24 protein-coding genes and 1 riboswitch are annotated in these 26,929 nt (G+C 70.4%); of the genes, 17 read left to right on the forward strand and 7 right to left on the reverse strand.

Annotated features, from left to right (window positions below):
- Positions 1 to 41: 41 nt before the first annotated feature.
- From ACI2JZ_RS10425 to ACI2JZ_RS10435, 3 genes are all read left to right on the forward strand, one after another.
- Positions 42 to 908 carry a PhzF family phenazine biosynthesis protein gene (locus ACI2JZ_RS10425; protein ID WP_404597464.1) on the forward strand — a complete coding sequence of 289 codons (867 nt, stop codon included), beginning with the start codon at positions 42 to 44 and terminating at the stop codon, positions 906 to 908.
- A gap of 361 nt (positions 909 to 1,269) precedes the next feature.
- The gene (locus ACI2JZ_RS10430) at positions 1,270 to 2,958 is read left to right on the forward strand and encodes a DUF222 domain-containing protein (RefSeq protein WP_404597465.1); all 1,689 of its coding nucleotides are present in this window, start codon (positions 1,270 to 1,272) and stop codon (positions 2,956 to 2,958) included.
- A gap of 202 nt (positions 2,959 to 3,160) precedes the next feature.
- The gene (locus ACI2JZ_RS10435; protein WP_247623095.1) at positions 3,161 to 3,556 is read left to right on the forward strand and encodes a VOC family protein; all 396 of its coding nucleotides are present in this window, start codon (positions 3,161 to 3,163) and stop codon (positions 3,554 to 3,556) included.
- Positions 3,557 to 3,589: 33 nt separating this feature from the next.
- Here ACI2JZ_RS10435 and ACI2JZ_RS10440 read toward each other — a convergent pair whose 3' ends face one another.
- The 3 genes from ACI2JZ_RS10440 to ACI2JZ_RS10450 all read right to left on the reverse strand — a co-directional run bounded on the left by ACI2JZ_RS10440 (position 3,590) and on the right by ACI2JZ_RS10450 (position 7,459).
- On the reverse strand, positions 3,590 to 3,970 hold the full coding sequence (locus tag ACI2JZ_RS10440) for a VOC family protein (protein WP_247623096.1): 381 nt from the start codon (positions 3,968 to 3,970) through the stop codon (positions 3,590 to 3,592).
- 113 nt (positions 3,971 to 4,083) lie between these two features.
- A complete protein-coding gene (locus ACI2JZ_RS10445) occupies positions 4,084 to 5,961 on the reverse strand; it encodes an FAD-dependent monooxygenase (RefSeq protein WP_404598111.1) in 1,878 nt (625 codons plus the stop codon).
- A gap of 118 nt (positions 5,962 to 6,079) precedes the next feature.
- Positions 6,080 to 7,459: an MFS transporter gene (locus ACI2JZ_RS10450; protein ID WP_404597466.1), complete on the reverse strand. Its 1,380-nt coding sequence runs from the start codon at positions 7,457 to 7,459 to the stop codon at positions 6,080 to 6,082.
- Between the two features lie 142 nt (positions 7,460 to 7,601).
- Between ACI2JZ_RS10450 and ACI2JZ_RS10455 the strand changes: the two genes are divergently transcribed.
- The 8 genes from ACI2JZ_RS10455 to ACI2JZ_RS10490 are packed head-to-tail and all read left to right on the forward strand — an operon-like array spanning position 7,602 to position 15,364.
- The gene (locus ACI2JZ_RS10455) at positions 7,602 to 9,128 is read left to right on the forward strand and encodes a fumarylacetoacetate hydrolase family protein (protein WP_404597467.1); all 1,527 of its coding nucleotides are present in this window, start codon (positions 7,602 to 7,604) and stop codon (positions 9,126 to 9,128) included.
- Positions 9,125 to 9,808: a GntR family transcriptional regulator gene (locus ACI2JZ_RS10460; protein WP_247623100.1), complete on the forward strand. Its 684-nt coding sequence runs from the start codon at positions 9,125 to 9,127 to the stop codon at positions 9,806 to 9,808. Before ACI2JZ_RS10455 ends, ACI2JZ_RS10460 begins: the two co-directional genes overlap by 4 nt.
- Complete coding sequence (gene hpaE / locus ACI2JZ_RS10465; RefSeq protein ID WP_404597468.1) at positions 9,805 to 11,301, forward strand: 5-carboxymethyl-2-hydroxymuconate semialdehyde dehydrogenase; 1,497 nt, start codon at positions 9,805 to 9,807, stop codon at positions 11,299 to 11,301. Before ACI2JZ_RS10460 ends, hpaE begins: the two co-directional genes overlap by 4 nt.
- A 41-nt stretch (positions 11,302 to 11,342) precedes the next feature.
- The gene (hpaD, locus tag ACI2JZ_RS10470; RefSeq protein ID WP_247955763.1) at positions 11,343 to 12,509 is read left to right on the forward strand and encodes a 3,4-dihydroxyphenylacetate 2,3-dioxygenase; all 1,167 of its coding nucleotides are present in this window, start codon (positions 11,343 to 11,345) and stop codon (positions 12,507 to 12,509) included.
- A 9-nt stretch (positions 12,510 to 12,518) separates the two neighbouring features.
- On the forward strand, positions 12,519 to 13,304 hold the full coding sequence (locus ACI2JZ_RS10475) for a 2-keto-4-pentenoate hydratase (RefSeq protein WP_404597469.1): 786 nt from the start codon (positions 12,519 to 12,521) through the stop codon (positions 13,302 to 13,304).
- Positions 13,289 to 14,107 carry an HpcH/HpaI aldolase/citrate lyase family protein gene (locus ACI2JZ_RS10480; RefSeq protein ID WP_404597470.1) on the forward strand — a complete coding sequence of 273 codons (819 nt, stop codon included), beginning with the start codon at positions 13,289 to 13,291 and terminating at the stop codon, positions 14,105 to 14,107. The genes ACI2JZ_RS10475 and ACI2JZ_RS10480 overlap by 16 nt, the downstream gene beginning before the upstream one ends.
- Before the next feature lie 37 nt (positions 14,108 to 14,144).
- The gene (locus tag ACI2JZ_RS10485) at positions 14,145 to 14,867 is read left to right on the forward strand and encodes a DUF6882 domain-containing protein (protein ID WP_404597471.1); all 723 of its coding nucleotides are present in this window, start codon (positions 14,145 to 14,147) and stop codon (positions 14,865 to 14,867) included.
- A gap of 59 nt (positions 14,868 to 14,926) precedes the next feature.
- Positions 14,927 to 15,364, forward strand: a complete 438-nt coding sequence (locus ACI2JZ_RS10490) for a hypothetical protein (RefSeq protein WP_247623106.1) — start codon at positions 14,927 to 14,929, stop codon at positions 15,362 to 15,364.
- 37 nt (positions 15,365 to 15,401) lie between these two features.
- Here ACI2JZ_RS10490 and ACI2JZ_RS10495 read toward each other — a convergent pair whose 3' ends face one another.
- Both ACI2JZ_RS10495 and glyA read right to left on the reverse strand, forming a co-directional pair.
- Entirely contained in the window at positions 15,402 to 16,280 is an 879-nt protein-coding gene (locus tag ACI2JZ_RS10495) for a bifunctional methylenetetrahydrofolate dehydrogenase/methenyltetrahydrofolate cyclohydrolase (protein WP_404597472.1), read from the reverse strand.
- A complete protein-coding gene (glyA, locus tag ACI2JZ_RS10500; protein ID WP_247623108.1) occupies positions 16,277 to 17,551 on the reverse strand; it encodes a serine hydroxymethyltransferase in 1,275 nt (424 codons plus the stop codon). The genes ACI2JZ_RS10495 and glyA overlap by 4 nt, the downstream gene beginning before the upstream one ends.
- A 38-nt stretch (positions 17,552 to 17,589) precedes the next feature.
- A riboswitch (ZMP/ZTP riboswitch) is annotated at positions 17,590 to 17,674 on the reverse strand.
- A gap of 52 nt (positions 17,675 to 17,726) precedes the next feature.
- Here glyA and ACI2JZ_RS10505 point away from each other — a divergent pair.
- The 6 genes from ACI2JZ_RS10505 to ACI2JZ_RS10530 all read left to right on the forward strand — a co-directional run bounded on the left by ACI2JZ_RS10505 (position 17,727) and on the right by ACI2JZ_RS10530 (position 25,120).
- Positions 17,727 to 19,253 (forward strand): family 20 glycosylhydrolase, encoded by a 1,527-nt coding sequence (locus ACI2JZ_RS10505; RefSeq protein ID WP_404597473.1) that lies wholly within the window; start codon positions 17,727 to 17,729, stop codon positions 19,251 to 19,253.
- Entirely contained in the window at positions 19,250 to 20,425 is a 1,176-nt protein-coding gene (locus ACI2JZ_RS10510; protein WP_404597474.1) for an N-acetylglucosamine-6-phosphate deacetylase, read from the forward strand. The genes ACI2JZ_RS10505 and ACI2JZ_RS10510 overlap by 4 nt, the downstream gene beginning before the upstream one ends.
- A gap of 477 nt (positions 20,426 to 20,902) precedes the next feature.
- Positions 20,903 to 22,981: a sigma-70 family RNA polymerase sigma factor gene (locus ACI2JZ_RS10515; RefSeq protein ID WP_404597475.1), complete on the forward strand. Its 2,079-nt coding sequence runs from the start codon at positions 20,903 to 20,905 to the stop codon at positions 22,979 to 22,981.
- A 9-nt stretch (positions 22,982 to 22,990) separates the two neighbouring features.
- Positions 22,991 to 23,362: a YrdB family protein gene (locus ACI2JZ_RS10520; RefSeq protein ID WP_247632700.1), complete on the forward strand. Its 372-nt coding sequence runs from the start codon at positions 22,991 to 22,993 to the stop codon at positions 23,360 to 23,362.
- Positions 23,359 to 24,723 carry an FAD-binding oxidoreductase gene (locus ACI2JZ_RS10525; RefSeq protein ID WP_404597476.1) on the forward strand — a complete coding sequence of 455 codons (1,365 nt, stop codon included), beginning with the start codon at positions 23,359 to 23,361 and terminating at the stop codon, positions 24,721 to 24,723. Before ACI2JZ_RS10520 ends, ACI2JZ_RS10525 begins: the two co-directional genes overlap by 4 nt.
- A complete protein-coding gene (locus ACI2JZ_RS10530; protein ID WP_404597477.1) occupies positions 24,716 to 25,120 on the forward strand; it encodes an NUDIX domain-containing protein in 405 nt (134 codons plus the stop codon). Before ACI2JZ_RS10525 ends, ACI2JZ_RS10530 begins: the two co-directional genes overlap by 8 nt.
- A gap of 68 nt (positions 25,121 to 25,188) precedes the next feature.
- Here the strand turns inward: ACI2JZ_RS10530 and ACI2JZ_RS10535 are convergent, their stop codons facing one another.
- Both ACI2JZ_RS10535 and ACI2JZ_RS10540 read right to left on the reverse strand, forming a co-directional pair.
- Positions 25,189 to 25,968, reverse strand: a complete 780-nt coding sequence (locus ACI2JZ_RS10535) for a glucosamine-6-phosphate deaminase (RefSeq protein WP_404597478.1) — start codon at positions 25,966 to 25,968, stop codon at positions 25,189 to 25,191.
- On the reverse strand, positions 25,961 to 26,887 hold the full coding sequence (locus ACI2JZ_RS10540; RefSeq protein ID WP_247633993.1) for an ROK family protein: 927 nt from the start codon (positions 26,885 to 26,887) through the stop codon (positions 25,961 to 25,963). Before ACI2JZ_RS10540 ends, ACI2JZ_RS10535 begins: the two co-directional genes overlap by 8 nt.
- Between the last annotated feature and the right edge of the window lie 42 nt (positions 26,888 to 26,929).

Genomic DNA, 26,929 nt, shown 5'->3' on the forward strand with positions numbered 1-26,929 from the left:
TCGCTCCCGTCCGTTCGCTGCGGTCCGTTAGGCTCCGATCCATGCCCGAGAACCCCGAGATCCTGCGCTACAGCGCGTTCGCCGCGACGCCCGACGGCGGCAACCCCGCGGGCATCGTGCTCGACGCCGCAGGTCTCGACGACGAGCGGATGCTACGGATCGCCGCCGACGTCGGATACTCCGAGACCGCCTTCGTGACGGGGCGTTCCGAGGTCGATGGGGTGCCGCATCACCGAGTGCGGTACTTCTCGCCGGGAGCTGAAGTGCCGTTCTGCGGTCACGCGACGGTGGCGACGGCGGTCGCCCTCGCCGAACGTGACGGGGTGGGAACGGTCGTGTTCGAGACCGCGGCGGGGCCGGTGGCCCTGGAGTCGGTGGCGGATGCCGCGGGCGCGATCACCGTGTCCTTCACGAGCGTCGAGCCGCAGGTGCGCGAGCTCGACCCGGCGGTACGCGATCGCTTGCTGGAACTGCTGGGTCTCACCGTCGCCGACGTCGATCCGCGGTTCCCCGTGCAGGAGTCATTCGCCGGCAACTGGCATCCGATCGTCTTCGTCGCCGATCGGGAGCTGTTCCACCAGTTCCGCTTCCGTCCCGCCGACATCGCCGATCTGATGCGCGCGCAGGGCTGGCTCGGAACGGTGACGGTGCTGCACGCACACGATTCGACCGCGTTCGAGGCTCGCAATCTCTTCCCGGTCGGACGCATCACCGAGGATCCGGCGACGGGATCCGCGGCGGCTTCGACCGGCGCGTATCTGCGGGAGCACGGATACGCGGGAGAGACGATTCGCATCCGCCAGGGCGCGCACGTCGGTCGGCCGAGTGAGTTGATCGTGACGATCCCGGAGTCCGGCGGCATCGTCGTGGCGGGCGGCGCCTTCCCGCTTCCCGCCGACGGTTCCTGAGCGGGCGCGGCGAGACTCTCGGTCCTGAGCGAGCGCAGCGAGACGAGGGGCCGCGGCTGCGTACCCCCGGTTCCTGAGCGAGCGCAGCGAGCCTCCCGGTTCCTGAGCGAGCGCAGCGAGACTCCCGGTTCCTGAGCGAGCGCAGCGAGCCTCCCGCTTCCTGAGCGAGCGCAGCGAGACGAAGGGCCGCGGCATTGCCGCACGACTTGGGTCCCTGCGCTTGTCGAAGGGCCCCGCCCCGCGTGCACTCGTTCTGCACCGGTGCCGTGTTGTTCGGAGTTCTCCACCGATCGCGTAGATACTGACGTTGGCCTGGGGTTTTCGTGTCGGAATGTCGGTGGCTACTGGTGGACTGGGACGTATGAACAGCATCGCCGAAGTCCTGGATCGGGTCGCCGCCGACCTGGCCGCGGTGCTGCGCGCAGACGCGCTGGTGGGGTTGTCGGATGCGGAGAAGATGCAGGTGCTCCGCGCCGCGGGTGAGGTCGCTCGGCGGGTGGATGCGGTGATCGTGGAGACGGTCGGATCGGTCGATCAGCGCCCGGCGGGATCGGGCGAGTTGGCGTTCTGCGGTCGGTTCGGATGCCGGACGATGAACGAACTCGTCCAACGCGTGCTCCGCACGGACGCGGCGGGGGCGGCACGGGTCGTGAAAGCCGGGAAGGTCGTCCGGCGGGAGGTGGACTTCTCCTCGGGGGCGATGCTGCCCGCCCGATGGCCCGCCCTGCGGGAAGCGCTGCTGGACGGGGCCGTCGGGGTCGCGGGGCTACTGGCCGCGACCGGGCCTGTGGAGGAGGCCGGGGCGCGGATCGGTGTGGCGGACCGGTTGCGGGCGGACGCCGAGTTGGCGGAGTACGCCCGGGGACTCGTGGCCGTCGAGGGCGACGGGGCTATGGACGGAGACCGTGGTGCCGATGCCGAGCGCGAGTTCGATTCGGGGCCGCCGGCCACCCCGGAAGACTTGAAGCTGTTGTCGCGGGTGATCGTGACCTACCTCGACCCGGACGGCGCGGAACCCGCGGAAGAGCAGGCGATGCGCGCCCGGGGGATCGTCCTCGGCCGCGCGAAGGACGGGGTGATCCCGATCCGCGGGTCGCTGCTGCCGGAGACGGCGGGGCAATTGCAACGCATCTGGGACGCGTACCTGAACCCGAAAGTCGACGGACCACCCATCCCCGCGACCCCGCTCCCGGATGCGGGCATGGCCGGTGGGGTGCGGTTCGCCCCCTCCGCTGAGGGAGCGACGATGGGCTCGGTCGATGACGCCCTGCTCGGTGAACCGCTTCCCCGGCTCAACGGCGACGCGCTGCCGTCCGACGACGCCCTCCCCTCCGGTGATCGCGGTGGGATGGTCGATGGCCGGTCCCGGGCGCAGAAGCAGCACGACGCCCTCGCCGCCGCCCTCGGGATCGCCGCCCGCCACAGCGACATGCCCTCCCTCGGCGGCGCCGCCCCGACCCTCGTCGTCTCCGTCACCGCGGAGGACTACGCGACCGGGCGGGGATGGGCGCACGTCGACGGCACCGACACCCCGGTCTCCCTCGCCACCGCCCGACACACCGCGTGCGGCGGCAGCATCCAACGCGTCACCTCCGACCCCACCGGGCGCATCATCGGCATCGACACCACCGACCGGGTATTCACCACCCACCAACGCCGCGCGATCACCCTCCGTGACCGCGAATGCCTCATCCCCGGCTGCCACGTCCCCGCCGCCTGGTGCGAGATCCACCACGTCACAGAACACTCCCGCGGCGGACCCACCCACACCGACAACGGTGCCACCCTCTGCTGGCACCACCACCGCACCCTCGACACCTCCGGCTGGGAGATACGCATGCACAACGGCACACCCCACGTCCGCGGACCCGCCTGGTGGGACCCCCACCAAGAATGGCGAACACCCCGACCCGCACCACGCACCACCACCGCCACCGCCACCGCCACCGCCACCGCCACCGCCACCGCCACCGCCACCGCCACCGCGACCTCGACCGCGACCTCGAGAGCGACAGCGACACACCGGACACGAACACCGATCCGCGCATGAACACAGTCGAGCAGAAGGGTGTTCCCGGTGAGGACCGTGTCCGTCGCCCTGCGCCTGTAGCTGCCCTTGCCCCTGCACCAGCACCAGCCCTGCGCCTGCCCCTGCACCTGCGCCTGCGCCTGCACCTGCGCCTGCACCTGCACCTGCGCCTGCACCTGCCCCTGCCCCTGCCCCTGCGCCTGCGCCTGCGAGAATCGATGCCATGCCCGGTCTCCACCACGTCGAAGTATGGGTCGCCGACCCCGAATCCGCTCGCCGCGACTGGGGATGGCTCCTCCCGCGGCTGGGTTTCTCGCTACAACAGGAATGGCCGGAGGGTCAGACCTGGGCTGCCGACAGCGGGCCGTACCTCACGATCACGACCCCACCGGGCGTCGACGATCGAGGCCATGACCGCCGTCGCCCGGGCGTCAACCACCTCGCCTTCCAAGGAGGCACCGCAACGGCCGTCGACGCGATCATGTCGCTCGCCTCAGAGAACGGCTGGCGCCCGCTGTACCACGAGCGCTACCCCCACGCGGGCGGCCCCGACCACTACGCCGGATGGCTGGAGAATGCCGCAGGCTTCAAGGTCGAGATCGTCGCGGAAGGAGCCTGACCGCGCCCCTCAGCCCCGCGCCGCCAAAAATCCTCAGCCCTGCGCGCCGTAGTCGGGCAGCTCCTGCAGCGTCCAGGTGTTGCCGTCCGGGTCGTCGAACGACACGAACCGCCCCCAGTCGAGATCCTCGACGCCGCGGGCATCGACCCCGAGGCCCCGCAGGTGGGCGAGAGCCTCGTCGGCATCCGGAACGACGACCTGGATCGAGTTCTGCTGACCCGGCTCGAGATCCAGGCCCAGCCCGGTGCCGAACGCGATCGAGCACGCCGAGCCCGGCGGAGTCATCTGCACGAACCGCAGCCCCTCGGTCGGGGTCTGGTCGTGGTCGGCGTTGAAGCCGATCTTCACGTAGAAGTCCTTCGCGCGGTCGACATCCGACACCGGCACGAAGATGAGTTCGATCTTCCAGTCCATCACGCCACTCCTCAGGTCACGGCGGGCGTCATCGCCCGTCCGCATCCACGGTAGGCCGCACCTCCGACATTCGCCAGATCAGACCCTGGAGCAGGCGGGAGACAATGTCAGCCTCACCGCGCCGGCAGCATCCCTTCAGCCAGGAACTCCGCCAGCTCCCGCACGCCCGCCTCATCCAACGGCAGGATCGCGGCGACGTACTGGTCGGGTCGGACAACCACGACGACGCCGTCGCGCGACAGTCCCCGCTCGGCGAAGATGTCGACGTCGGTCCACTTGCTGGGCCCCACCGCGTACACCTTCTCCCAGTCGACGAGACCGAGCGGCCCGGTCCGCGGCTGGAACAGCGCCGGCGTCGTCGTCACCTCGACGTCCTCGAAGGGCTGCTGATACACGGCCTTCACGTCGAACACGGCGTCCGCATCGGCATCCGCCGGGGTGAATCGCTCGAAGAGCGGTGCCGCAGCCTGCGCCCACGCAGCCAACCGTTCACCGGACGCGTCGCCGAAGGCGTAGACGCGCCACCGCCCGTCGGCGCGCGCGTGGTGTCCGAGGTGCACCACGTTCCCGTCGCCCACCCGCACGACCTCCGCAGAGCGGAAACGCTTCCCGAGCGGGAAGCCGGTGGCCAGTCCCTGATGCGCATCCGACCCGGTGATCATCGATGCCGAGTACTGCGTCATGAACCCCGACGGGAACTCGGCCGTCGCGAGGTAGTACGTCGCGAGCTCCTGCGGGTCCGAGATCTCCTCCGGCTTGCGCGCCATGAGGCTCGACCACTCGCGATCGAAGTCGATGAGCTGCTGCGCGACGGGTCGCCGCTCGGCGCCGTACGTCGCGAGCAGCGCCTCGGGCGCGCGGCCGGTGAGCACCGAACCGAGCTTCCACCCGAGGTTGAAGCCGTCCTGCATCGAGACGTTCATGCCCTGCCCGGCCTTGGCGCTGTGCGTGTGGCAGGCGTCGCCGGTCAGGAACACCCGCGGCGAGCGCCCGGAATCCTCGGGGGCGTCGTCGAATCCGTCGGTCACGCGATGGCCGACCTCGTAGACGCTGTGCCACGCCACCTCGCGCACGTCGAGCGTGTACGGGTGCAGGATCGCATTCGCCCGACGGATGATCTCCTCGATCGGCGTCTGCCGCACACGGTGGTCGTCGTCGTCCGCGACCTCGCCGAGGTCGATGTACATGCGACTGAGATAGCCGCCCTCCCGCGGGATGTGGAGGATGTTCCCGGCGCGCGAGTTGATCGCGCACTTGGTGCGCCAATCGGGGAAGTCGGTGTTCACCAGCACGTCCATGACGCCCCAGGCGTGCGCCGCGACGTCGCCCACATGGATACGACCGATCGCCTCGCGCACACGACTGCGAGCACCGTCGCATCCGGCGACGTACTTCGCCCGGATGACCCGTTCCTCCCCCATCCGCGCTCCTGCGACGTACCGCACGCGCACCTCGACCGGGTACTCGCCCTCGTCGTGCACGGTCAGCCCCTCGAATGCGACGCCGTAATCGGGCACGATGCGGGCGGGCCCGTCGGCGGCCGCCTCGGCGAAGTAGTCGAGCACGCGCGCCTGGTTGACGATCAGGTGCGGGAATTCGCAGATGTCGTAGGCGTAGTCGGCGGTGCGCGCCGTGCGCACGATGCCGGCGGCGTCGTCGGGATCGGGCCCCCAGAAGTTCATCCAGCCGATGTTGTAGGCCTCGGCGGTGATGCGCTCGGCGAACCCGAACGCCTGGAAGGTCTCGACGCTGCGCGGCTGGATGCCGTCGGCCTGACCCAGCACGAGCCGTCCGTCGCGCTTCTCGATGATGCGGGTCGTCACGCCCGGATACTGCGACATCTGCGCCGCGAGCAGCATCCCCGCCGGCCCCGAGCCGACGATGAGCACGTCGACCTCGTCGGGCAGGTCATCGGGTCGCTCGATACCCGTGCCCGCGGCATCCTGCACGCGCGGGTCGCCGGAGACATAGCCGTGGTGGTGGAACTGCATCGTCGTCGATTCCTTCCGAACTTCTCTCATTGTGCGCGGCTTCTGCGCTCCCGTCGCACTTTTCCGTCGGCCCGGGCGCACCGAGCCGACGGAAACTGCGATGGGACGGATCCGCGTGTCAGGCCCGGGCGAGTCCGTGGATCGGGCTCACGGCCTGCTCCTCCTCGTGATCCGGGCCGAGCGGAATGCCGGAACGGTCACGCAGCAGCAGCGTCGCGATGAGTCCGATCACGGTCATACCGGCGAGGTACCAGGTGACGGCCTGCGTCGAACCGGTCGCCGCCACGATGGCCGTCGCGATGGTCGGGGCGAACGCGCCTCCGGCGATGGCACCGATCGCGTACGAGATCGAGACGCCCGAGAAGCGGATGCTGGCCGGGAACAGCTCCGTGTACAGCGCCGCCTGCGGGCCGTACGTGAAGCCGAGACCGATCGTGAGGATCGCGAGGCCCGCGAAGACGAGCCCGATCTCCCCGGTGTTCACGAGCGGGAACAGCGCGAACACGCCGCCGAGCTGCAGCACCCAGCCGATGATGTAGGTCGTGCGGCGGCCGATGCGGTCGCAGATCCAGCCCGCGACGAGCGTGCTGATCAGCCAGGTGACCGCCGATCCCGCGACGGCCCACAGCACCGGACCGCGCTCGAGCCCGATCGGACCCTCGGGGTTGGTCGTGTATCCCTGGATGTAGCCGCCGGTGGTCATGTAGCCGACGGCGTTGTTGCCCGCGAACACGAGCGCGGCGATGATCACGAGCAGCGCGTGCTTGCGGAACAGCTGCACGATCGGCATCCTCGCCTTCTCCTTGCGCTCCGCGAGTTCGGCGAACACCGGGCTCTCCTCGACGCGGCGACGCACGTAGTAACCCACGAGGATCAGCACGACGCTGAGCAGGAACGGCACGCGCCAGCCCCACGCGAGGAACTGGTCGCCGGGCGCGATCACCGTCATGACCGCCATGACACCCGAGGCCAGCAGCAGACCGAGCGGAACGCCGATCTGGGGCGAGGCGCCGAAGATGCCGCGCTTGGCGCGCGGGGCGTGCTCGACGGCCATGAGCACCGCGCCTCCCCACTCGCCGCCGGCCGAGATGCCCTGCAGGATGCGCAGCAGGACGAGCAGCACCGGGGCGGTGATGCCGATCGTCTCGTAGGTCGGCAGCAGTCCGATCAGCGCGGTCGCGAGACCCATGAGGATGAGCGTCCACATGAGCACCGTCTTGCGTCCGAGCTTGTCGCCGTAGTGGCCGGCGAGGAACGCTCCGAGCGGGCGGAAGAGGAAGCTCACGCCGACCGTGGCGAACGCGATCAGGGCGCTGTCGGCGCCGAGCGGCGCGAAGAACAACTGCCCGAACACGAGCCCGACGGCCGTGGCGTAGATGAAGAAGTCGTACCACTCGACGGTGGTCCCGACCACCGTGGCGAAGACGACGCGGCGACGGTCGGCCGCCGTCGCGATGGTTCCGGTGGGTGTGAAACCCGCCTGTGACTGACCGCTCATGCGGTGTCTCCTTTGTTCGTGACTGCATTGTCACGGCGTGCATCCGAGTCTCGGTCGGAGGTGCTTGCCGGGGGTGGAAGCGATGATATATGATTTCGGATACGACGCACAAGGTGTCGGAGAAAGCGCGAGGAGGCGCCCCGTGACGGATACCATCGCCCGCCCCGGCAAGATCATCGCGATCCATCTGAGCTACGCCTCCCGGGCCGACCAGCGCGGGCGTCGCCCCGCCGCCCCCTCGTACTTCTTCAAGCCGTCCAGTTCCGTCGGGGTCTCGGGCGGCACGGTCGAGCGTCCCGCGGGCACCGAGTTGCTCGCGTTCGAGGGCGAGATCGCGCTCGTCATCGGCACCCCCGCCCGGCGGGTGGCGCTGGCGGATGCCTGGACGCACGTCGCGTGGGTCACGGCATCGAACGACCTCGGCCTCTACGACCTGCGAGCGAACGACAAGGGATCGAACGTGCGCTCGAAGGGCGGCGACGGCTACACACCCCTCGGACCGCACCTCATCGACGCCCGCACGGTCGACCCGACGGCGCTGCGCGTGCGCGCCTGGGTCAACGGCGAACTCCGCCAGGACGACACGACGGCCGGGCTGATCTTCCCGCTCGCGCAGCTCGTCGCCGACCTGTCGCAGCACTTCACGCTCGAGCCCGGCGACGTGATCCTCACCGGCACTCCGGCCGGGTCATCCGTCATCGTCCCCGGCGACGTGGTCGAGATCGAGGTGGATGCTCCCGACGCTTCGGGCTCGCCCACCTCGGGCCGGCTCGTCACGACCGTCACGCAGGGCCACGTCGCCTTCGACGAGACGGTCGGGTCCCTCCCCGCTGTCGACGACCTGCAGCGCACCGAGGCCTGGGGCTCCGCCGAGGCCGCCGGTCTCGTGGAGCACCACCCGGTTCCTGAGCGAGCGAAGCGAGACGAAGGGCCCACACTCTCCCCCGCCCTCCGCGCGAAGCTCCTCGAGGCCCCGACCGCCGGGCTCTCGGCCCAGCTGCGCAAGCGCGGCCACCACTCGTGCTTCATCGACGGCGTCACCGCGAACATCCCGGGCTCGAAGATCGTCGGCACCGCGAAGACGCTGCGCTTCGTCCCCTTCCGCGAAGACCTCTTCGCGAGCCACGGCGGCGGCTACAACGCCCAGAAGCGCGCGTTCGACGCCGTCGAGGAGGGCGAGGTCATCGTGATCGAGGCGCGCGGCGATGCATCGACCGGCACGCTCGGCGACATCCTCGCCCTGCGCGCCCGCACCAGAGGCGCGGCCGGCGTCGTCACCGACGGCGGCGTGCGCGACTTCGACCAGGTCGCCGACATCGGCCTCCCCGTCTTCTCGCAGGGCGCACACCCCTCGGTGCTCGGTCGCCGGCACGTGCCCTGGGAGGTCGACGTCACGATCGCCTGCGGCGGGGCGACCGTGCAGCCCGGTGACATCGTCGTGGGCGATGGCGACGGCGTGATCGTGATCCCGCCGGCCCTCGCCGAGGAGATCGCGGACGCCGCGATCTCCCAGGAGCACGAGGATGCGTGGATCGCGACGCAGGTCGAAGCGGGGCATCCCGTCGACGGCCTGTTCCCCCTGAACGCCGAAGGGCGCGCCCGGTACGAGGCAGAGAACGCCCCGCAGACCGAGACCGCCCCGCAGACCGAGGCGGGCACGAACGCATGACGACCACCGCCGCCAGCAAGTCCGAGGTGGCGTACGAGTGGATCCGCTCGCGCATCACCGGGCACATGTTCAGTCCCGGCTACCGCCTGGTGCTCGGCTCGATCGCCGACGACCTGAAGATGAGCGTCGTGCCCGTGCGCGAAGCCATCCGCCGTCTCGAGGCCGAGGGACTCGTCACCTTCGAGCGCAACGTCGGCGCCCGGGTCACACTCGTCGACGAGAGCGAGTACGCCCACACGATGCAGACGCTGGGCATCGTCGAGGGGTCGGCGACCGCGCTCTCCGCCCCGCTGCTCGATGACGACGCCCTCGACGAGGCGGCCCGCATCAACGACCGCATGGCCCGGATGCTCGACCACCTCGACGCCCATGCCTTCACCGAGCTCAACCGGCAGTTCCACTCCGTGCTGTTCGAGCCGTGCCCCAACCCGCATCTGCTCGACCTCGTGCACCGCGGGTGGTCGCGGCTCTCCGGCATCCGCGATTCGACCTTCGCGTCGATCCCGGGCCGCGCCCAGCACTCCGTCGAGGAGCACACCGAGATCCTCGACCTCATCCGAGCGGGCGCCGATCCGCTCGAGATCGAACTCGCCGCCCGCAACCACCGCTGGCGCACGATGGACGCGTTCCTCGACGCACTGCACACCCGCACCGCCCCGACGACCGGAGACCAGTCATGACCGATCCGCGCATTCCCGCCGACCTGCCCGACCACATCCAGCACTACATCGACGGCGCCTTCGTCGACTCGGTCGACGGCGACACCTTCGACGTGCTCGACCCCGTGACGAACACGACCTACACGACGGCATCCGCGGGCAAGAAGGCCGACATCGACCGGGCCGTCGCCGCCGCCCGCCGCGCGTTCGCCGAGGGCCCCTGGCCGCGCATGCTCCCCCGCGAGCGCTCCCGCGTGCTGCACCGCATCGCCGACATCGTCGAGTCGCGCGATGCCCGCCTCGCCGAGCTGGAGTCGTACGATTCGGGCCTCCCGATCACGCAGGCGCTGGGCCAGGCCCGCCGCGCCGCCGAGAACTTCCGCTTCTTCGCCGACCTGATCGTCGCGCAGTCCGACGACGCCTTCAAGGTGCCCGGTCGCCAGATGAACTACGTCAACCGCAAGCCGATCGGCGTCGCGGGTCTCATCACCCCGTGGAACACGCCGTTCATGCTCGAGTCGTGGAAGCTCGGCCCGGCCCTCGCGACCGGCAACACGGTGGTGCTCAAGCCCGCCGAGTTCACGCCCCTGTCGGCGTCGCTCTGGGCCGGGATCTTCGAGGAGGCGGGCCTTCCGCAGGGCGTCTTCAATCTCGTCAACGGGCTCGGTGAGGATGCGGGTGACGCGCTGGTGAAGCATCCGGACGTGCCCCTCATCTCGTTCACCGGCGAGAGCCGCACCGGGCAGATCATCTTCGGCAACGCCGCCCCCTTCCTCAAGGGCCTGTCGATGGAGCTCGGCGGCAAGTCGCCCGCCGTGGTCTTCGCGGATGCCGATCTCGAGGCCGCGGTGGATGCGACGATCTTCGGCGTCTTCTCGCTCAACGGCGAGCGCTGCACGGCCGGCTCGCGGATCCTCGTCGAACGCTCGATCTACGAGGAGTTCGTCGAGCGCTATGCGGCGCAGGCGAAGCGCGTGAAGGTCGGCTACCCGCACGACCCGACGACCGAGGTGGGCGCACTCGTTCACCCCGAGCACTACGACAAGGTGATGAGCTACGTCGAGATCGGCAAGTCCGAGGGCCGGCTCGTCGCCGGCGGCGGGCGCCCCGAGGGCTTCGACGAGGGCAACTTCGTCGCCCCGACCGTCTTCGCCGATGTCGCCCCCGACGCCCGGATCTTCCAGGAGGAGATCTTCGGCCCCGTGGTCGCGATCACCCCGTTCGACTCCGACGACGAGGCGCTCGCGCTCGCGAACGACACGAAGTACGGCCTCGCCGCCTACATCTGGACGAACGATCTGAAGCGCGCCCACAACTTCGCGCAGTCGGTCGAGGCGGGCATGGTGTGGCTGAACAGCAACAACGTGCGCGACCTCCGCACCCCCTTCGGCGGCGTGAAGGCCTCGGGCCTCGGCCACGAGGGCGGCTACCGCTCGATCGACTTCTACACCGACCAGCAGAGCGTGCACATCACGCTCGGCGGCGCCCACAACCCCACCTTCGGCAAGAACTGACCCCCTCCTGTCACGCAGGAATCGACAGCAAGGACGCTGACATGACCGACAAGACGCAGAAGACTCTCACCTCCTCCGGCTACTACGTGTCGCAGGAGGCACCGATCCACTCCGACAACCCGGTCGCGACACCGACCAGCACGCCGCCCGACATCCTGCGCTGCGCCTACATGGAACTCGTGGTCACCGACCTCGCCGCCTCGCGTCAGTTCTACGTCGACGTGCTCGGGCTGTACGTGACCGCCGAAGACGACGACGCGATCTATCTGCGCTCGACCGAGGAGTTCATCCACCACAATCTCGTCCTGCGCCGGGGGCCGATCGCCGCCGTCGCCGCGTTCTCGTACCGGGTGCGCAGCGCGGAAGACCTCGACCGCGCCGTCGCCTTCTACACCGAGCTCGGCTGCGACGTGCGCCGCGAGCCGAACGGCTTCGTGCAGGGCATCGGCGACTCGGTGCGCGTGGTCGACCCGCTCGGCTTCCCCTACGAGTTCTTCTTCGAGACCACCCACGTCGAGCGCCTCTCGTGGCGCTACGACCTGCACACCCCGGGCGAGCTCGTGCGCCTCGACCACTTCAATCAGGTCACCCCCGACGTGCCCCGCGCGGTGCGCCATTACCAGGACCTCGGTTTCCGCGTCACGGAGGACATCCAGGACGACGAGGGCACCGTGTACGCCGCATGGATGCGCCGCAAGCCCACCGTGCACGACACCGCGGCGACCGGCGGAGACGGGCCCCGCATGCACCACGTCGCGTTCGCCACGCACGAGAAGCACAACATCCTCGCGATCTGCGACAAGCTCGGCGCGCTCCGCCGCTCCGACGCGATCGAGCGCGGCCCCGGCCGCCACGGCGTCTCGAACGCCTTCTACCTCTACCTGCGCGACCCCGACGGACACCGCGTCGAGATCTACACGCAGGACTACTACACGGGCGACCCCGACAACCCCGTCATCACGTGGGACGTGCACGACAACCAACGCCGGGACTGGTGGGGCAACCCCGTCGTGCCCTCCTGGTACACCGAGGCGTCGCTCGTGCTCGACCTCGACGGCAACCCTCAGCCCGTCGTCGCCCGCACCGACTCCAGCGAGATGGCGGTGACGATCGGCGCCGACGGCTTCTCGTACACGCGGCCGGACGAGGGCGAGGCATCGATGCCCGAGTACAAGCAGGGCGAGTACAAGCTCGGCCACCAGCTGTAGGAGATGCGGATGCTGTCAGCAGAGGTGATCGCGCAGATCGCCGCAGAATTGGCCCGGGCCGACCGGGAGCACACGGTGATCCCCCGGATCACGTCTCGTTGGCCCGAGGCGACGATCGAGGACTCCTACGCGATCCAGGGCGTGTGGCGCGACACGCAGATCGCCGCGGGCCGCACGCTCGTGGGCCGCAAGATCGGACTGACGTCGAAGGCCATGCAGCAGGCGACGGGCATCACCGAGCCCGACTACGGGGTGATGTTCGACGACACGGTGCACGAGTCCGGCGCCGAGATCCCCGTCGACCACTTCTCGAACGTGCGCATCGAGGTCGAACTCGCGTTCGTGCTCAAGCATCCGCTCGAGGGCCCCGACTGCACGCTCGACGACGCGCTCGCGGCGATCGACTACGCGATCCCCGCGCTCGAGGTGCTCAACTCGCACATCGAGCTCGAGGGCCGCACGATCGTCGACACGATCAGCGACAACGCCGCCTACGGGGCGATGGTGCTCGGCTCGGTGCGCAAGCGTCCCGATGAGATCGATCTGCGCTGGGTGCCCGGCGTGCTGTCGCGCAACGGCGAGATCGAGGAGACGGGCGTCGCCGCGGGCGTGCTCGGCCACCCGGCCACCGGCGTCGCGTGGCTCGCGAACAAGTTCCACCAGCACGGCGCGCGCCTGGAGGCCGGCGAGATCATCCTGGCAGGATCGTTCACACGCCCGATGTGGGTGTCGCGCGGTGACGAGGTGCTGTGCGACTACGGACCGATGGGAACGATCGCATGCCGCTTCATCTAGATCCCCCCTTCCGCGACCGACTCGCGGCATCCGAGCGCCCGCTCGTGGGCATGTGGGTGTGCTCGGGCAGCCCGCTGCTCGCCGAGGTCGCTGCGGGCTCCGGCCTCGACTGGCTGCTGATCGACATGGAGCACTCCGCCAACACGCTCGCTTCGGTTCTCCTGCAGTTGCAGGCGGTCGCCGCGTATCCGGTGACGCCGGTCGTGCGCGCCCCCGCGAACGACGTCGTGGCGCTCAAGCAGATCCTCGACCTCGGCGCGCAGAACGTGATCGTGCCGATGGTGTCGTCCGCCGAGGAGGCGCGGGCCGCGGTCGCCGCCACCCGCTACCCGCCGGAGGGCGTGCGGGGTGTCGGCAGCGCCCTCGCCCGCAGTGCGCGCTGGAACCGCGTCGACGGCTACCTGCGCGATTCGGCGCAGCACACGTCGCTCACAGTGCAGATCGAGACCGCGGCGGGCGTCGAGGCGGCGGGCGAGATCGCGGCCGTCGACGGGGTGGATGCCGTGTTCGTCGGCCCGTCAGACCTCTCGGCCTCGATGGGCCTACTGGGTCAGCAGACGCATCCGGATGTCGTCGCCGCCGTCGAGCGCGTCTTCGCCGCGGCGAAGACGGCCGGAACCCCGGTCGGGGTGAACGCCTTCGATCCGGTGGCTGCCGAGGCCTACCTCGCCGCCGGCGCCGACTTCGTGGCCGTCGGTGCCGACGTGGCGCTGCTCGCGCGGGCATCCGAGGCTCTCGCCGCGCGGTTCATCGCCTCGGGTGGTTCGGATGCACCGGACCGGGGTGAGAAACAGAGCTACTGACTGGCGGATTCATAGGCTCAGCCACGAAACTGTTCGCATGACCTTCGCTGCGCTCCAGCCTCTCGCCGATCGTGCCGCCCTCTACTCCGTGATCCGCCAGGATCAGCTCTCGGCCGCTGCCGATGCGCTGGGCGAGCATCGCTGGGACGCCGACATGACGGCGGGCACCCTCACCTTCACCGCGAACGCCGACCCCTCGCGTCAGCTCGTCACGCGTGCGCACCTGATCGCCACGATCGCCCCGGGGCCGCGCTCGATGCTCTGGGCCTGGGCGCACCCGCAGGGCGACCCGCAGGGCGTCGCCGCGCAGCTGCGCGCCTACGGAGAGGAGCACGGCATCGCCGAACTCACCTCGGCCGAGGTGCCGTTCCCCGCGGATGCCTCGGGCGACGAGGACTGGATCGCCGCGGCCGCACACACCGTCGGCGGCGTCGCGGTGGAACTCACCGGCCGCTCCCCGTACTACTCGGCTCCCGTCGGCGGCGGCACACGCGCCGTCTTCCTCCTCGACGCGCCGCTGCCGCAGCTCACCGTGGCCGACGCCATGATCGTCATGCCGCGCATGCTCGCGAGCTTCTCCCTGTCCGACGCGCGCACCGCGGTGTGGGATCTCGCCCGGCTCGCCGGCTGGACCCTCACCTGGACCGACGAGGCCTTCTCGGGTGCGACCGTCGTCGACGCGACGGGATCCGCCACCTTCAGCTTCGACGAGCACGCCCGCATCTCGAACGTGCAGAGCTCGCTCGGCGGCCAGCACTGACATCGTCCCCGGTCGCTCCGGGGATGCGCACTCCGCGCGGGCTGTGGGATTCTGATCCCATGAAGAAGGCAATCGTGCGGTTCGGCTCGCTCTACGTGTTCAACGTGGTGGTTCTGCTGCTGATCGGCCTGCTGCTGCGGGGCGTCTCGGTGGGATGGCACGCGTTCTGGGCGGCGATCATCCTCACCCTCGCCGCGCTGTTCGTGAAGCCGACGCTGGCTGCCGCCTTCCGCCGATCCGCTGCTAAGTCGGCCGCCGACCGTACGAAGGCGGGCGAGAAGGTCGTCCAGTACGTGCTCGTGTACCTGGTCGAACTGATCGTCTGGGCGCTCACGGTGTGGCTGAGCGGCGTCGACGCCCGCGGGTTCTGGGGCTACGTGATCCCGCCGCTCCTGCTGCTGGTCGGGTGGATGATCTACGACCAGGTCGACGACAAGCTGCAGGCGAAGGCCTCCGAGGTCTACGACAGCGTGCAGGCGCGCGTGCGCCGACGCTGACGGCATCCGTCGAGCGGGATGCCGTCAGCGTCTTCGTTCAGGCGAGGCGCTCTGCCGCCTCGACCACGTTCGTCATGAGCAGCGCGACGGTCATCGGGCCGACCCCGCCCGGGTTCGGCGAGAGGAAGCCGGCGACCTCGGCCACGTCGGGGTGCACGTCGCCGGAGACGACGCTCTTGCCCGTCTCGGGGTCGGTCGTGCGGGTCACACCGACGTCGAGCACGGCGGCACCGGGCTTGACGTCCTCGGCACGGATGAGGTGCGCGACGCCCGCGGCGGCCACGATCACGTCGGCCTCGCGGAGGTAGCGCGGCATGTCGACCGTGCCCGTGTGGGTGAGCGTCACGGTCGCGTTGATGTCGCGGCGCGTGAGCAGCAGCCCGATCGAGCGGCCGATCGTGACGCCGCGGCCGACGACCACGACGTGCTTGCCCTTCAGGTCGTAGTCGTTGCGCAGCAGCAGCTCGATCACGCCGCGCGGCGTGCACGGCAGCGGGGTGTGGATCGGGCTGTTGACGTTGAGCACCAGGCGACCGAGGTTCGTCGGGTGCAGTCCGTCGGCGTCCTTCGCCGGGTCGATCCGCTCGAGGATCGCATCGGTGTCGAGGTGCTTCGGCAGCGGCAGCTGCACGATGTAGCCGTGGCAGTCGGGGTCGGCGTTGAGCTCGTCGATCAGCGCCTCGACCTGCTCTTGCGTGGCATCGGCCGGCAGCTCGCGCTGGATCGAGTTCATCCCGATCGCCTCGGACTGGCGGTGCTTCATGCCCACGTACAGCTGCGACGCGGGGTCCGCACCGACGAGCACCGTGGCGATGCCCGGGGTGATCCCGCGGGCGCGCAGCGCAGCGACGCGCTCGGTCAGCTCGGCCTTGATCTCGGCCGATGCCGCCTTGCCGTCGAGGACGACCGCGGTCACTGCTGCAGGTCCGGGTAGAGCGGGAAGCCGGCCGCGAGCGCGTCGACGCGGGCGCGGAGAGCCTCGACGTCGGCACCCGGCTGCAGTGCCAGCGCGATGATGTCGGCGACCTCGGTGAACTCCGTGTCGCCGAACCCGCGGGTGGCGAGCGCCGGGGTGCCGATGCGCAGACCCGAGGTGACCATGGGCGGACGCGGGTCGTTCGGTACGGCGTTGCGGTTCACCGTGATGTGGATGTCGTGCAGCAGGTCTTCGGCCTGCTTGCCGTCGATCTCGGCCTCGCGCAGGTCGACCAGCACGAGGTGCACGTCGGTGCCACCGGACCGCACGGCGATGCCGGCATCCTTGACGTCCTGCTGCGAGAGGCGCTCGGCGATCAGCGCGGCGCCGCGCAGCACGCGCTCCTGTCGCTCGGCGAACTCGGGGGTCGCGGCGAGCTTGAACGCGGTTGCCTTGGCGGCGATCACGTGCATGAGCGGGCCGCCCTGCTGGCCCGGGAACACGGCCGTGTTGATCTTCTTGGCGATGTCGGCGTCGTTCGTGAGGATGAAGCCCGAGCGAGGGCCGCCGATCGTCTTGTGCACGGTCGACGAGACGACGTGGGCGTGGGGCACCGGGTTCGGGTGCAGGCCCGCGGCGACGAGACCGGCGAAGTGCGCCATGTCGACCCAGAGCAGTGCGCCGACCTCGTCGGCGATCGCGCGGAACGCCGCGAAGTCGAGCGTGCGGGGGTAGGCCGACCAGCCGGCGATGATGACCTTCGGCTTGTGCTCGATCGCGAGGCGACGCACCTCGTCCATGTCGATGACCGAGGTCTCGGGGTTCACGCCGTAGGCGACGATGTCGTAGAGACGGCCCGAGAAGTTGATCTTCATGCCGTGCGTGAGGTGGCCGCCCTGGTCGAGCGAGAGGCCGAGGAGCGTGTCGCCGGGGCGCGCGATCGCGTGCAGCACGGCGGCGTTGGCCGAGGCGCCGGAGTGCGGCTGGACGTTCGCGAACTCGGCGCCGAACAGGCTCTTCGCCCGCGAGATCGCGAGTTCCTCGGCGACGTCGACCTCTTCGCAGCCGCCGTAGTAGCGACGGCCGGGGTAGCCCTCGGCGTACTTGTTCGTGAGCACGGAGCCCTGCGACTGCAGCACCGAGACGGGCACGAAATTCTCGGACGCGATCATCTCGAGGAAGGTCTGCTGACGCTTCAGCTCGCGGTCGAGCACCTCGGCGATCTCGGGATCGACCTCGGCGAGCGGGGCGTTGAAGTAACGGTCGGTCATGATGACGGGCTCCTCTGACGACGGATTCGAAGGGTGTTCTCATCGGCCCAGGCGCGCGGTCGAATTCCGTGGTCGGTCGCTCCCCGGTGGTAACCCACCCAGACGCCAGTCGCGACAGAACGAGCATACCGGATTCCCCCTGGTCGACTCCCCGCCGCGCGGCTAGGGTTTGTTCATGGTCTTTACACATCAGCTTCCGCTCGTCCCGGTGCCCGCCGCAGCCGTCGTGCACGAAGGACGGATGCCGATCACCGCGACGACGCGCGTGCACGGCTCCTCCCCCGCGGCCGACGTCCTGACGGCCGCGGCCGCACGGCGCGGCGCCCCTCCCCTCACCTCCGTCGACGCCTCCGCGCACACCCCGGCCCCGGGCGACATCGTGCTGCGCATCGACGCCGACGCCGCGGCATCCGAGGGCTACCGCCTGTCGGTCGGCACGCACGTCGAGATCATCGGCGCCGACGAGGCCGGCCTGTTCTACGGCGTGCAGACCCTGCTGCAGCTGCTCCGCGAGGACGACGAGGGCTGGAGCCTGCCGTACGTCGAGATCGACGACGCCCCGCGCTTCACGCATCGCGGAGTGATGCTCGACGTCGCCCGCCATTTCTTCGACGTCGCCGAGGTGAAGCGGTTCATCGACGCCACCAGCGCACTCAAGTTCAACCGCCTGCACCTGCACCTCACCGACGATCAGGGGTGGCGGGTGCACATCGACTCCTGGCCGCTGCTCACCGAGCGGTCATCGGCGACGTCGGCCGGCGGCGACCCCGGCGGTTTCTACACGAAGGACGACTACCGCGAGATCGTCGCCCACGCGGCGTCGCGGCACATGGTGCTGATCCCCGAGATCGATCTGCCAGGGCACACCCACGCGGTCGGCGTCGCCTACCCCGAGCTCGTCGAGGCGCCGGTGCTCAACGACGCCCTCGTGGCGCAGTCCGAGACGCTGGGGCAGCCCCTGCCCGTCGCGGGAGAGACGTACCTCGGCTGGGGCGTCGGCCACTCGAGCGTGCGCATCCGCGAGGAGCGCACCTACGACTTCGTGCGCGACGTCGTGCGCGAGCTCGCCGAGATGACCCCGGGCCCGTACCTCCACATCGGCGGCGACGAGTCGCTGGGCACGTCGCAGGAGGACTTCGACCACTTCGCCGAGCGCGCGACGCAGATCGTCGTGGATGCCGGGAAGATCCCCGTCGCCTGGCACGAGATGGGTGCCGCCGACGGCATCGCCGAGGGCACGATCGGGCAGTACTGGGGCATGAAGGTCCCCACCGGTTCGCACGCCGCCGAGGCCGCGCACTTCGTGGAACGCGGCGGGGCGCTGATCATGTCGGCCGCGGATGCCACGTACCTCGACATGAAGTACGACGAGGAGTTCCCCCTCGGCCTCACCTGGGCCGCCGTGATCGACGTGCGAACCGCGTACGAGTGGGAGCCGACCGCCGTGCTCGACGTGCCCGATGCGGCGATCCTCGGCACCGAGGCACCGCTGTGGTCGGAGACCACGCGCACGATCGACGACGTCGAGCTGCTCGTCTTCCCGCGCGCCGCCGCAGAGGCCGAGATCGCCTGGTCGCCACAGCATGGAGAGGGACGCGAATGGTCGTCGTTCCGCGAGCGGCTCGGTGCCCTCGCGCCGCTGTGGAAGGCTGAGGGGACCCGATTCCACCCCGTCGCAGACATCCCCTGGAGCGATCGATGAGCGTCCACCCTGCAGCGACCGGAAGCCTGGTCGTCCACTCCGCGCGCGTCGTGGATCGCGGCGAGATCGTCGACGACGCCTGGGTGCGCTTCGACGACGGCCGGGTCGCCGCACGCGGCACGGGCGTCGACTGGGCGCCCGCCGACGAGGTCGTCGACGCGGCATCCGTCGCCGGCCCCGGTGCGCTTCTCACGCCCGGCTTCGTCGACATCCACGGGCACGGCGGGGCCGGCGCATCGTTCGACGACGGCGTCGACTCCGTCCGCACCGCGCGCGACCTGCACCGCGCGCACGGCACGACCCGCGCCGTGGTGTCGCTGGTGACGGCTCCGCTCGATGAACTCGCACACAGCGCCGCGCAGATCGCCGAACTCGTGCACACGGATGCCGACATCCTCGGCTCGCACCTCGAGGGGCCGTTCCTCGATCCGGGGCACCACGGTGCCCACGACCCGTCGCTCCTGCGCGCACCGCTGCCCGATGACGTCGACCGGCTGCTCGCCGCGGGTCGCGGAACGATCCGTCAGATCACGATCGCCCCGGAGCTTCCCGGCGGACTCGACGCGATCCGCCGGATCGTCGCGGCAGGCTCCGCGGCCGCCGTCGGCCACACCGATGCGGATGCCGCAATGTCGGTCGCCGCGTTCGAGGCGGGGGCGTCGATCCTCACCCATGCGTTCAACGCGATGCCCGGCATCCACCACCGCGCTCCGGGGCCCGTGCTCGCCGCCGCGGCCGATCACCGCGTGGTGCTCGAGGCGATCGCCGACGACGTGCACCTCGATCCGCACGTCGTCAAGCTCGTGTTCGACGCCGCTCCCGGGCGCGTGGCCCTGATCACGGATGCCATGGCCGCAGCGGGGAGCGCGGACGGCCGCTACGACCTGGGCGCGGTGAGCGTGACGGTCGAGAACGGCATCGCCCGCACCGTCGAGACGGGGGCGATCGCCGGCTCGACGCTCACCCAGGACGAGGCTCTGCGGCGCGCGGTCGCCGCGGGCGTCGCGCTCGTTGACGCGGTGCGTGCGCTGACCGAGACCCCGGCCGGAGCCGTGGGCTTCGCCTCGGAGCTGGGTGCGCTGCGCACCGGAATGGTGGGCGATGCCGTGCTGCTCGATGCAGAACTGCGCGTGGCGCGCGTGTGGGTCGGGGCGCGACCCCGCAGGGCCTAGATCCTTCCACCGCGCGCCGACGCGCAGCGCAGGCGGCTCCGGTCCCTTCGCGCAGAGAGAGTGGAGGGTGCCGATCCCCCCGGATCGGCACCCTCGGGTTCCCCCACGTAGAGAGGGGGGCCGAGAACTCCTCCCCCGAGGCTCCCGACCCGCCCGACCGATGCGTGAACCCCCTGCATCGGAGCCCGAACCCCGCCCCCCGGTGGAGTTCGTCGTGGCTGTCTCTACAGATGAGACGACGTGCAGCCCGATTCATTACGCGAACCTGGGAAAAAATCTGAGAAAAGTTCTGAGACTCGTGAATATTTGCTTCTGAACAGGCTTTTCTTTTCCAGACTTTTTCGCCGGCGAACTCCGGCGAGGGCTGGCCCTCGGGCGAGTTCCGAGAGAGAATGGAGAACTCGCGTGATGATCCGGCCCATCGCGCGTCTCACTCTGTGAAGGCACATACCCGTGCCCCACGACCGAGGGATCACAGTGCACGAAGAGAACACTCCTCACATCGACGACACGATCGCCGACGCAGACCTCATCCTCCGCACCCGTTCGGGTGACACGGGGGCGTTCGGAGAACTCTGGCGTCGCCACTACCCCTCGGGGATCGCGGTCGCACGCTCGGTCACCTCATCGATCGACCCCGACGACCTCGTGCAGGAGTCGTACACCCGCATCTACCAGGCGATCGTCAAGGGCGGTGGGCCCAACGGCTCGTTCCGCGCCTACCTCTTCACCAGCATCCGCAACACGGCCGCCGCCTGGGGTCGCTCGCGCCGCGAAGACGCGATGGACGAGCTCGACGCGGTCGCCGACCCCGACAGCACCGACCAGGCATCGAACGACGCCCTCGATCGCAGCCTCACCGCGCAGGCGTTCCGCAGTCTCCCCACGCGCTGGCAGGAAGTGCTCTGGTACACCGAGATCGAGCAGATGCGGCCGCAGGAGGTCGCTCCGCTCCTGGGCATGAAGTCTGGCGCGGTCTCACAGCTCGCGTTCCGCGCCCGCGAGGGTCTTCGCGAGGCGTGGATCCAGGCGCACCTGCGCAGCTCGGCCCCGGGCTCGGAGTGCCAGTGGACGATCGAGCACCTCGGCGCCTACTCGCGCGGCAATCTCGGATCGCGTGACCACCGTCGCATCGAGGCGCACCTCGACGAGTGCGCCCGCTGCATGATCGTGGCCGCCGAGGCGAAGGACGTCTCCAAGCGCCTCGCACTCGTGCTGCTCCCCCTCGTGCTCGGCGTCACGGGCGCCGCGGGGTACCTGGCGACCCTGCAGGGCGGCGGCGCACCGATCGTCGCCCTCGCGGCCATGCCCTCCAGCGTCCCCGGCGGCGTGGTCGCCGGCGACGGCGGATCCGGCGCCCTCGCGGCGGGCTCGACCGCCGGCGGTGCGGGAGCCGGCGGTGCCGGCGGAGCAGGCGGGTCGGCCGGCGGTGGTGCCGGCGGGTCTGCCGGCGGTTCGGCCGGAGCATCCGGCGGGATGCTGTCGGGCATGGGCGCCCTCGTCGGCGCCGGTTCGGCCGCTCTCGTGGTGGCCGGTGTCGTCGCCGCGGCGACGATCATCCCCGGCCTGGCCGGGGCGAACCCGTCGACGTCGCTGCCGAGTGCCGGCGACTCCGATTCGTCGTCGATCTCCTCGGACGTCGGACCGGACGCGTCGATGAGCACCGAACCCGTGGATGACGAGCTCGACGAGCCCGTCGAGAAGCCGAAGGACGAGACCGTTCCCCCGGTGGCCGACGACGAGACGGATGCCGACACCGGCACGGACGTCCCCGCGGCCCCCGTCGTCACGACTCCGGCGAATCCGGCTCCGGGCTCCGGCGGCGATTCGGGTCCCGGGACGGTACCCACCCCTGCGCCTACGCCTACGCCCACTCCTACCCCCACTCCGACGACGCCTCCGGACGAGGAAGAAGAAGAGCCGCCCGTCGAGGCCGTTCTTCCGGAGGGCGAGCCGAGCATCCTTTCAGCGTCGGTCAGATGCCTGCCCCCTGAGCGCGGAAACCTCGAGATCACTGTCTATACCCTTCAGGTGGAGGGCGCGCCAGGCGCTCAAGTTCAGCCGTACCTCGGGCTGCTCGACGCTGAACGTCAGACAGACTCCGCCACGATCGATACAGAGGGAACAGGAACGATCGAGTTCCAACCGTCCGTTCTCGAGATCGTGTTTGGCAAGGTGTCAATTTCCTACTTCATTGTGAACAACGACAAGGAAGTCAAGAGTGGAGACCGGTCCGAACCAGTGTTCCTCGCTGACTTGGTCAACCCCGAGAACGTGCCGTGTGGTTTCGTGGAGGCTCCCGGTGAGATCGACCCCGTGTCAGTCGACGAACAGCCGGTTGAGGATAGCCAGGCCGACGTAACGACTGAGCAGTCCGCGCCCGCGGACCAGCCGGCAGTCGTCGAGGAAGCCCCGGTCGAGCAGCCCGCCCCGGCACCCGTCGAGGACGAGCCCGCAGTGGAGACCGCTCCCGCCGAGACGGATGCCCGGGTCGACACCGCGGTGACGCCCGAGGTCGTCGTGGTACCGGACGAGGAGCCGGTTCCCGCCGAATAGACTGGATCCATGCCCCAGGATCCCACCCCCGTACCCGGCGTCGAGCGCCCCGTCATCACGGTCATCGACGTCATCCGTGCCGTCGTGCTGGTGGTGGCCGTCGCCTCTCTCGCGCTCTGGGGCTTCGCCACCTGGGATCTCCCCTGGAGCATCGTGGTGGGCATCGGCGCCCCGGTCGTCGTGATCCTCGTCTGGGCGCTGTTCCTCTCGCCGCGCCCCGTGCTGCGGGTGCACCCGTTCCTGCGCGCCGCCGTCGAGCTGCTCATCTACGTGGGCGTCACGATCGCCTGGTGGTCGATGGATCAGGCCTTGGTCGGATCGGCCTTCGCCCTCGTCGCGATCGTCACCGGTCTCATCAGCGGACGACGCGCACTCGGATGAGCGTCCTCGCGCAGCTGACCGCGGCCCTCGGCGATCTCGTCGACACGCGCGCGGCTGCGCTCGAGGAGGCGAGGGCCGACCGCTCCGGACATGCCGCCGAGGGGCGCCCCCTCGCCATCGTGCACGCCGAGACCGTCGCGCACGTGCAGGAGACGATGCGCATCGCGACCGCGACCCGCACCCCCGTCGTCGTGCGGGGCGCCGGCACCGGCCTCGCCGGAGCCGCGAACGCCGGCGAGGGGGAGATCGTCCTCTCCACCGCCCGCATGACCGCGGTGCTCGAAGTGCGTCCCGACGACCTTCTCGCGGTCGTCGAACCCGGCATCCTGAACGCCGATCTCAACCGTCTCCTCGCCGAGCACGGCGTGTGGTGGGCGCCCGATCCCGCGAGCCGAGAGATCTCGACGGTCGGGGGCAACATCGCCACCGGCGCGGGCGGGCTGCTGTGCGCCAAGTACGGTGTGGTGCGGGATGCCGTACTGGCGGTCGACCTCGTCCTGGCCGACGGCCGCCTGCTGCATCTCGGCCACCGCAGCGTGAAGGGCGTCACCGGTCTCGACCTGACGTCGCTCGTGATCGGCTCGGAGGGCACCCTCGGCGTCGTCGTCGGCGCCACGCTCAAGCTGCGCCGCCGCGTCGTCGGCACGGTCTGCACGATCGCCGCGACGTTCCCCGACGTCCGCAGCGCCGCGACCGCTTCCGCCGCCGTCACGGCCTCGGGCGCGCAGCCCGCGATCATGGAGCTGATGGACGCCGCGAGCCTCGCCGCCGTGCACACCGTCCTCGACCTCCCCGCCCCCACGCCGGGTGCCGCGCAGCTCACGATCCAGACAGACGGGCCCGCCTCCGAGGCGGAGGCCGATGCGATCGCCGAGATCCTGCGCGTCCACCAGGGCACCGTCGCCGTGACGCACGACCCCGTCGAGGGCGAGCGCCTGCTGGCGATCCGCCGGTCGATGCACCAGGCGATGGCATCGCTGGGCACCGCCCTCATCGAAGACGTCTCGGTGCCGCGCAGCGCGATGCCGGCGATGTTCGACGAGATCGCGCGCATCGAGCGGCAGTACGGACTCACGATCCCCACCGTCGCGCACGCGGGAGACGGCAACCTGCACCCGAACTTCCTGTTCGCGGGTGCCGAGACGCCCGCGCAGGTATGGCAGGCGGCGGACGACCTCTTCCGCGCGGCGATCGCCCTCGGGGGCACGCTGACCGGCGAGCACGGGATCGGCACCCTCAAGCGCCGCTGGCTCGCCGACGAGCTCGGCGACGACCAGTGGGAGCTGCAGCGGCAGATCGCGCGGGTGTTCGACCCGCTCGGCATCCTCAACCCGGGAAAGGTGTTCGCCCCCGATGCCTGACATCCATGTGAGCGCGGCGATCATCGACGACGGCGCCGGACGCGTGCTCGTCGTGCGCAAGCGCGGCACCACCCGGTTCATGCAGCCCGGCGGCAAACCCGAGCACGGCGAGACGCCCGCGCAGACGCTGCTGCGCGAACTGCACGAGGAGCTCGGACTCGAGCTCGACGAGAGCGCGATCGAACCCCTCGGACGGTTCGTCTCGGCAGCCGCGAACGAACCGGGCCACCGGGTGATCGCCGACGCGTTCCGCACGACGATCGACCCGAGCGAGGTGAGCGTGCGGGCCGAACTCGAGGAGCTGCGCTGGATCACGCCCGACGACGTGTCGGCGCTCCCCCTCGCTCCCCTCAGCGTCGAGCACCTGCTGCCGCTGGCGTGGCCCGCTCCGCATTGAGGCGTGGCCCGCTCCGCGTGGAGTGACGCCTCAGCCCTGACGCGGGCCCGCTGCTCGTCCGAGCGCGCTCAGATGCCCTGCCAGGCCGGCTTGTTCGCGAACGTGTAGCGGTAGTAGTCCGCCTGCGCGAGACGCGATGCGGCGGCCTCGTCGACGACGACGGTCGCGTGCGGGTGCAGCTGGATCGCCGAGCCCGGCAGCGACGCCGTGAGCGGGCCCTCGACGGCGGCGGCCACGGCCTCGGCCTTGCCCTCACCGAACGCGAGCAGCACGAGGTGGCGTGCCTTCAGGATCGTGCCGAGTCCCTGCGTGATGCAGTGCATCGGAACGTCGTCGATCGAGTCGAAGAAGCGCGCGTTGTCCTCGCGGGTCTGTGCCGTGAGCGTCTTCACCCGGGTCTGCGAGGCGAACGACGAGCCGGGCTCGTTGAAGCCGATGTGACCGTCGGTTCCGATCCCGAGGATCTGCAGGTCGACGCCTCCCGCGGCGGCGATCGCGGCCTCGTAGTCGTCGCCGGCGTGCTGGATCGTCTCCATCGCTCCGTTGGGAACGTGGATGCGGCGGGGGTCGAGGCCGAGCGGCTCGACGACCTCGCGCGTGATGACCGAGCGGTAGCTCTCGGGGTGGTGCGGGTCGATGCCCACGTACTCGTCGAGCGCGAAGCCGCGCACCTGCGAGAGGTCGCGACCGGCGAGCTGCACGCGCAGCGCCTCGTACACGGGGAGCGGGGTCGACCCGGTCGCGAGACCCAGCACGGCGTCCGCGCGTGCGTCGAGCAGCTCGACGATCTCGGTGGCGACCAGGGAGCCGGCGGCTTCCTTGCTCTCGACGATGACGACCTCAGCCATGGAAGACGATCTCCTTCTCGGGGACGGCGGCGCCGACGAGCGCGGCACCGAAGGCGGCAGCGGGTGACCCCGCGGGAAGCATCTCGATGCGCTCATCGAGGTGGAGCGATCGCATGAACGGCGACGTCTCGGCATCCGCCTGCAGGGCCGAGCGGATGCCGTCCTCCAGGCGCGGGCCGAGAGCGGTGAGTCCGCCGCCGATGATGACGGTGTCGACATCCGCGGAGAGCACGAGCACGCGCACGGCGGCTGCTCCCCCGTGGTGCAGATCGGCGCGGAGGCGGATCGCGTCGGCGTCGCCGGCGTCGGCCGCCTCGATGATGTCCTTGACCGGGAGCGCGCCGGGCCTGCCCCAGGCCTTGGCGAGTGCGCCGCCGCCGCAGAGGGTCTCGATGCAGCCGCGCTGCCCGCACCCGCACACGCGTCCGCGGGGGTCGACGGAGATGTGCCCCACTTCCCCGGCGGTGCCCCGGGAGCCGCGGTGGATGCGGCCGTCGATCACGATGCCGGCGGCGACACCCGTGCCGAGGTTGAGGTAGGCCATGGATCCGGTCGCTCCGCGCAGCACGGCAGCGCCGAGCGCTGCGGCTTTGACGTCGTTCTCGACGCGGAAGGGGATGCCGAGCTCGGCCTGGGCTCGGGCGGCGAGGTCGAGCGACTCGACGCCGAGGTTGACCGCGTGCAGGACGCGCCCGCTCTCGACGTCGACGAGCCCGGGGATGCCGATGCCGACCGAGCCGATGTCGGCCATCGCGATCGCGTTCTCCGCGGCCAGCGCGCGCACGGCGAGCACGATGCTCTCGACCACGGCGTCATCGCCCCACCCGGTGGGGCGCCGCAGGCGTCCGATGATCTCGCCCGACGGCGAGACCGCGACGGCATCGATCTTGGTGCCGCCGACGTCGAGTCCGACGCGCACGGCGCCGCCCGCGGACTCGCCGGCGCCTCGACGAGTCGCGAG

Origin of the sequence: Microbacterium sp. NPDC087868, from assembly GCF_044900755.1 — a bacterium.
GTDB lineage: Bacteria > Actinomycetota > Actinomycetes > Actinomycetales > Microbacteriaceae > Microbacterium > Microbacterium galbinum.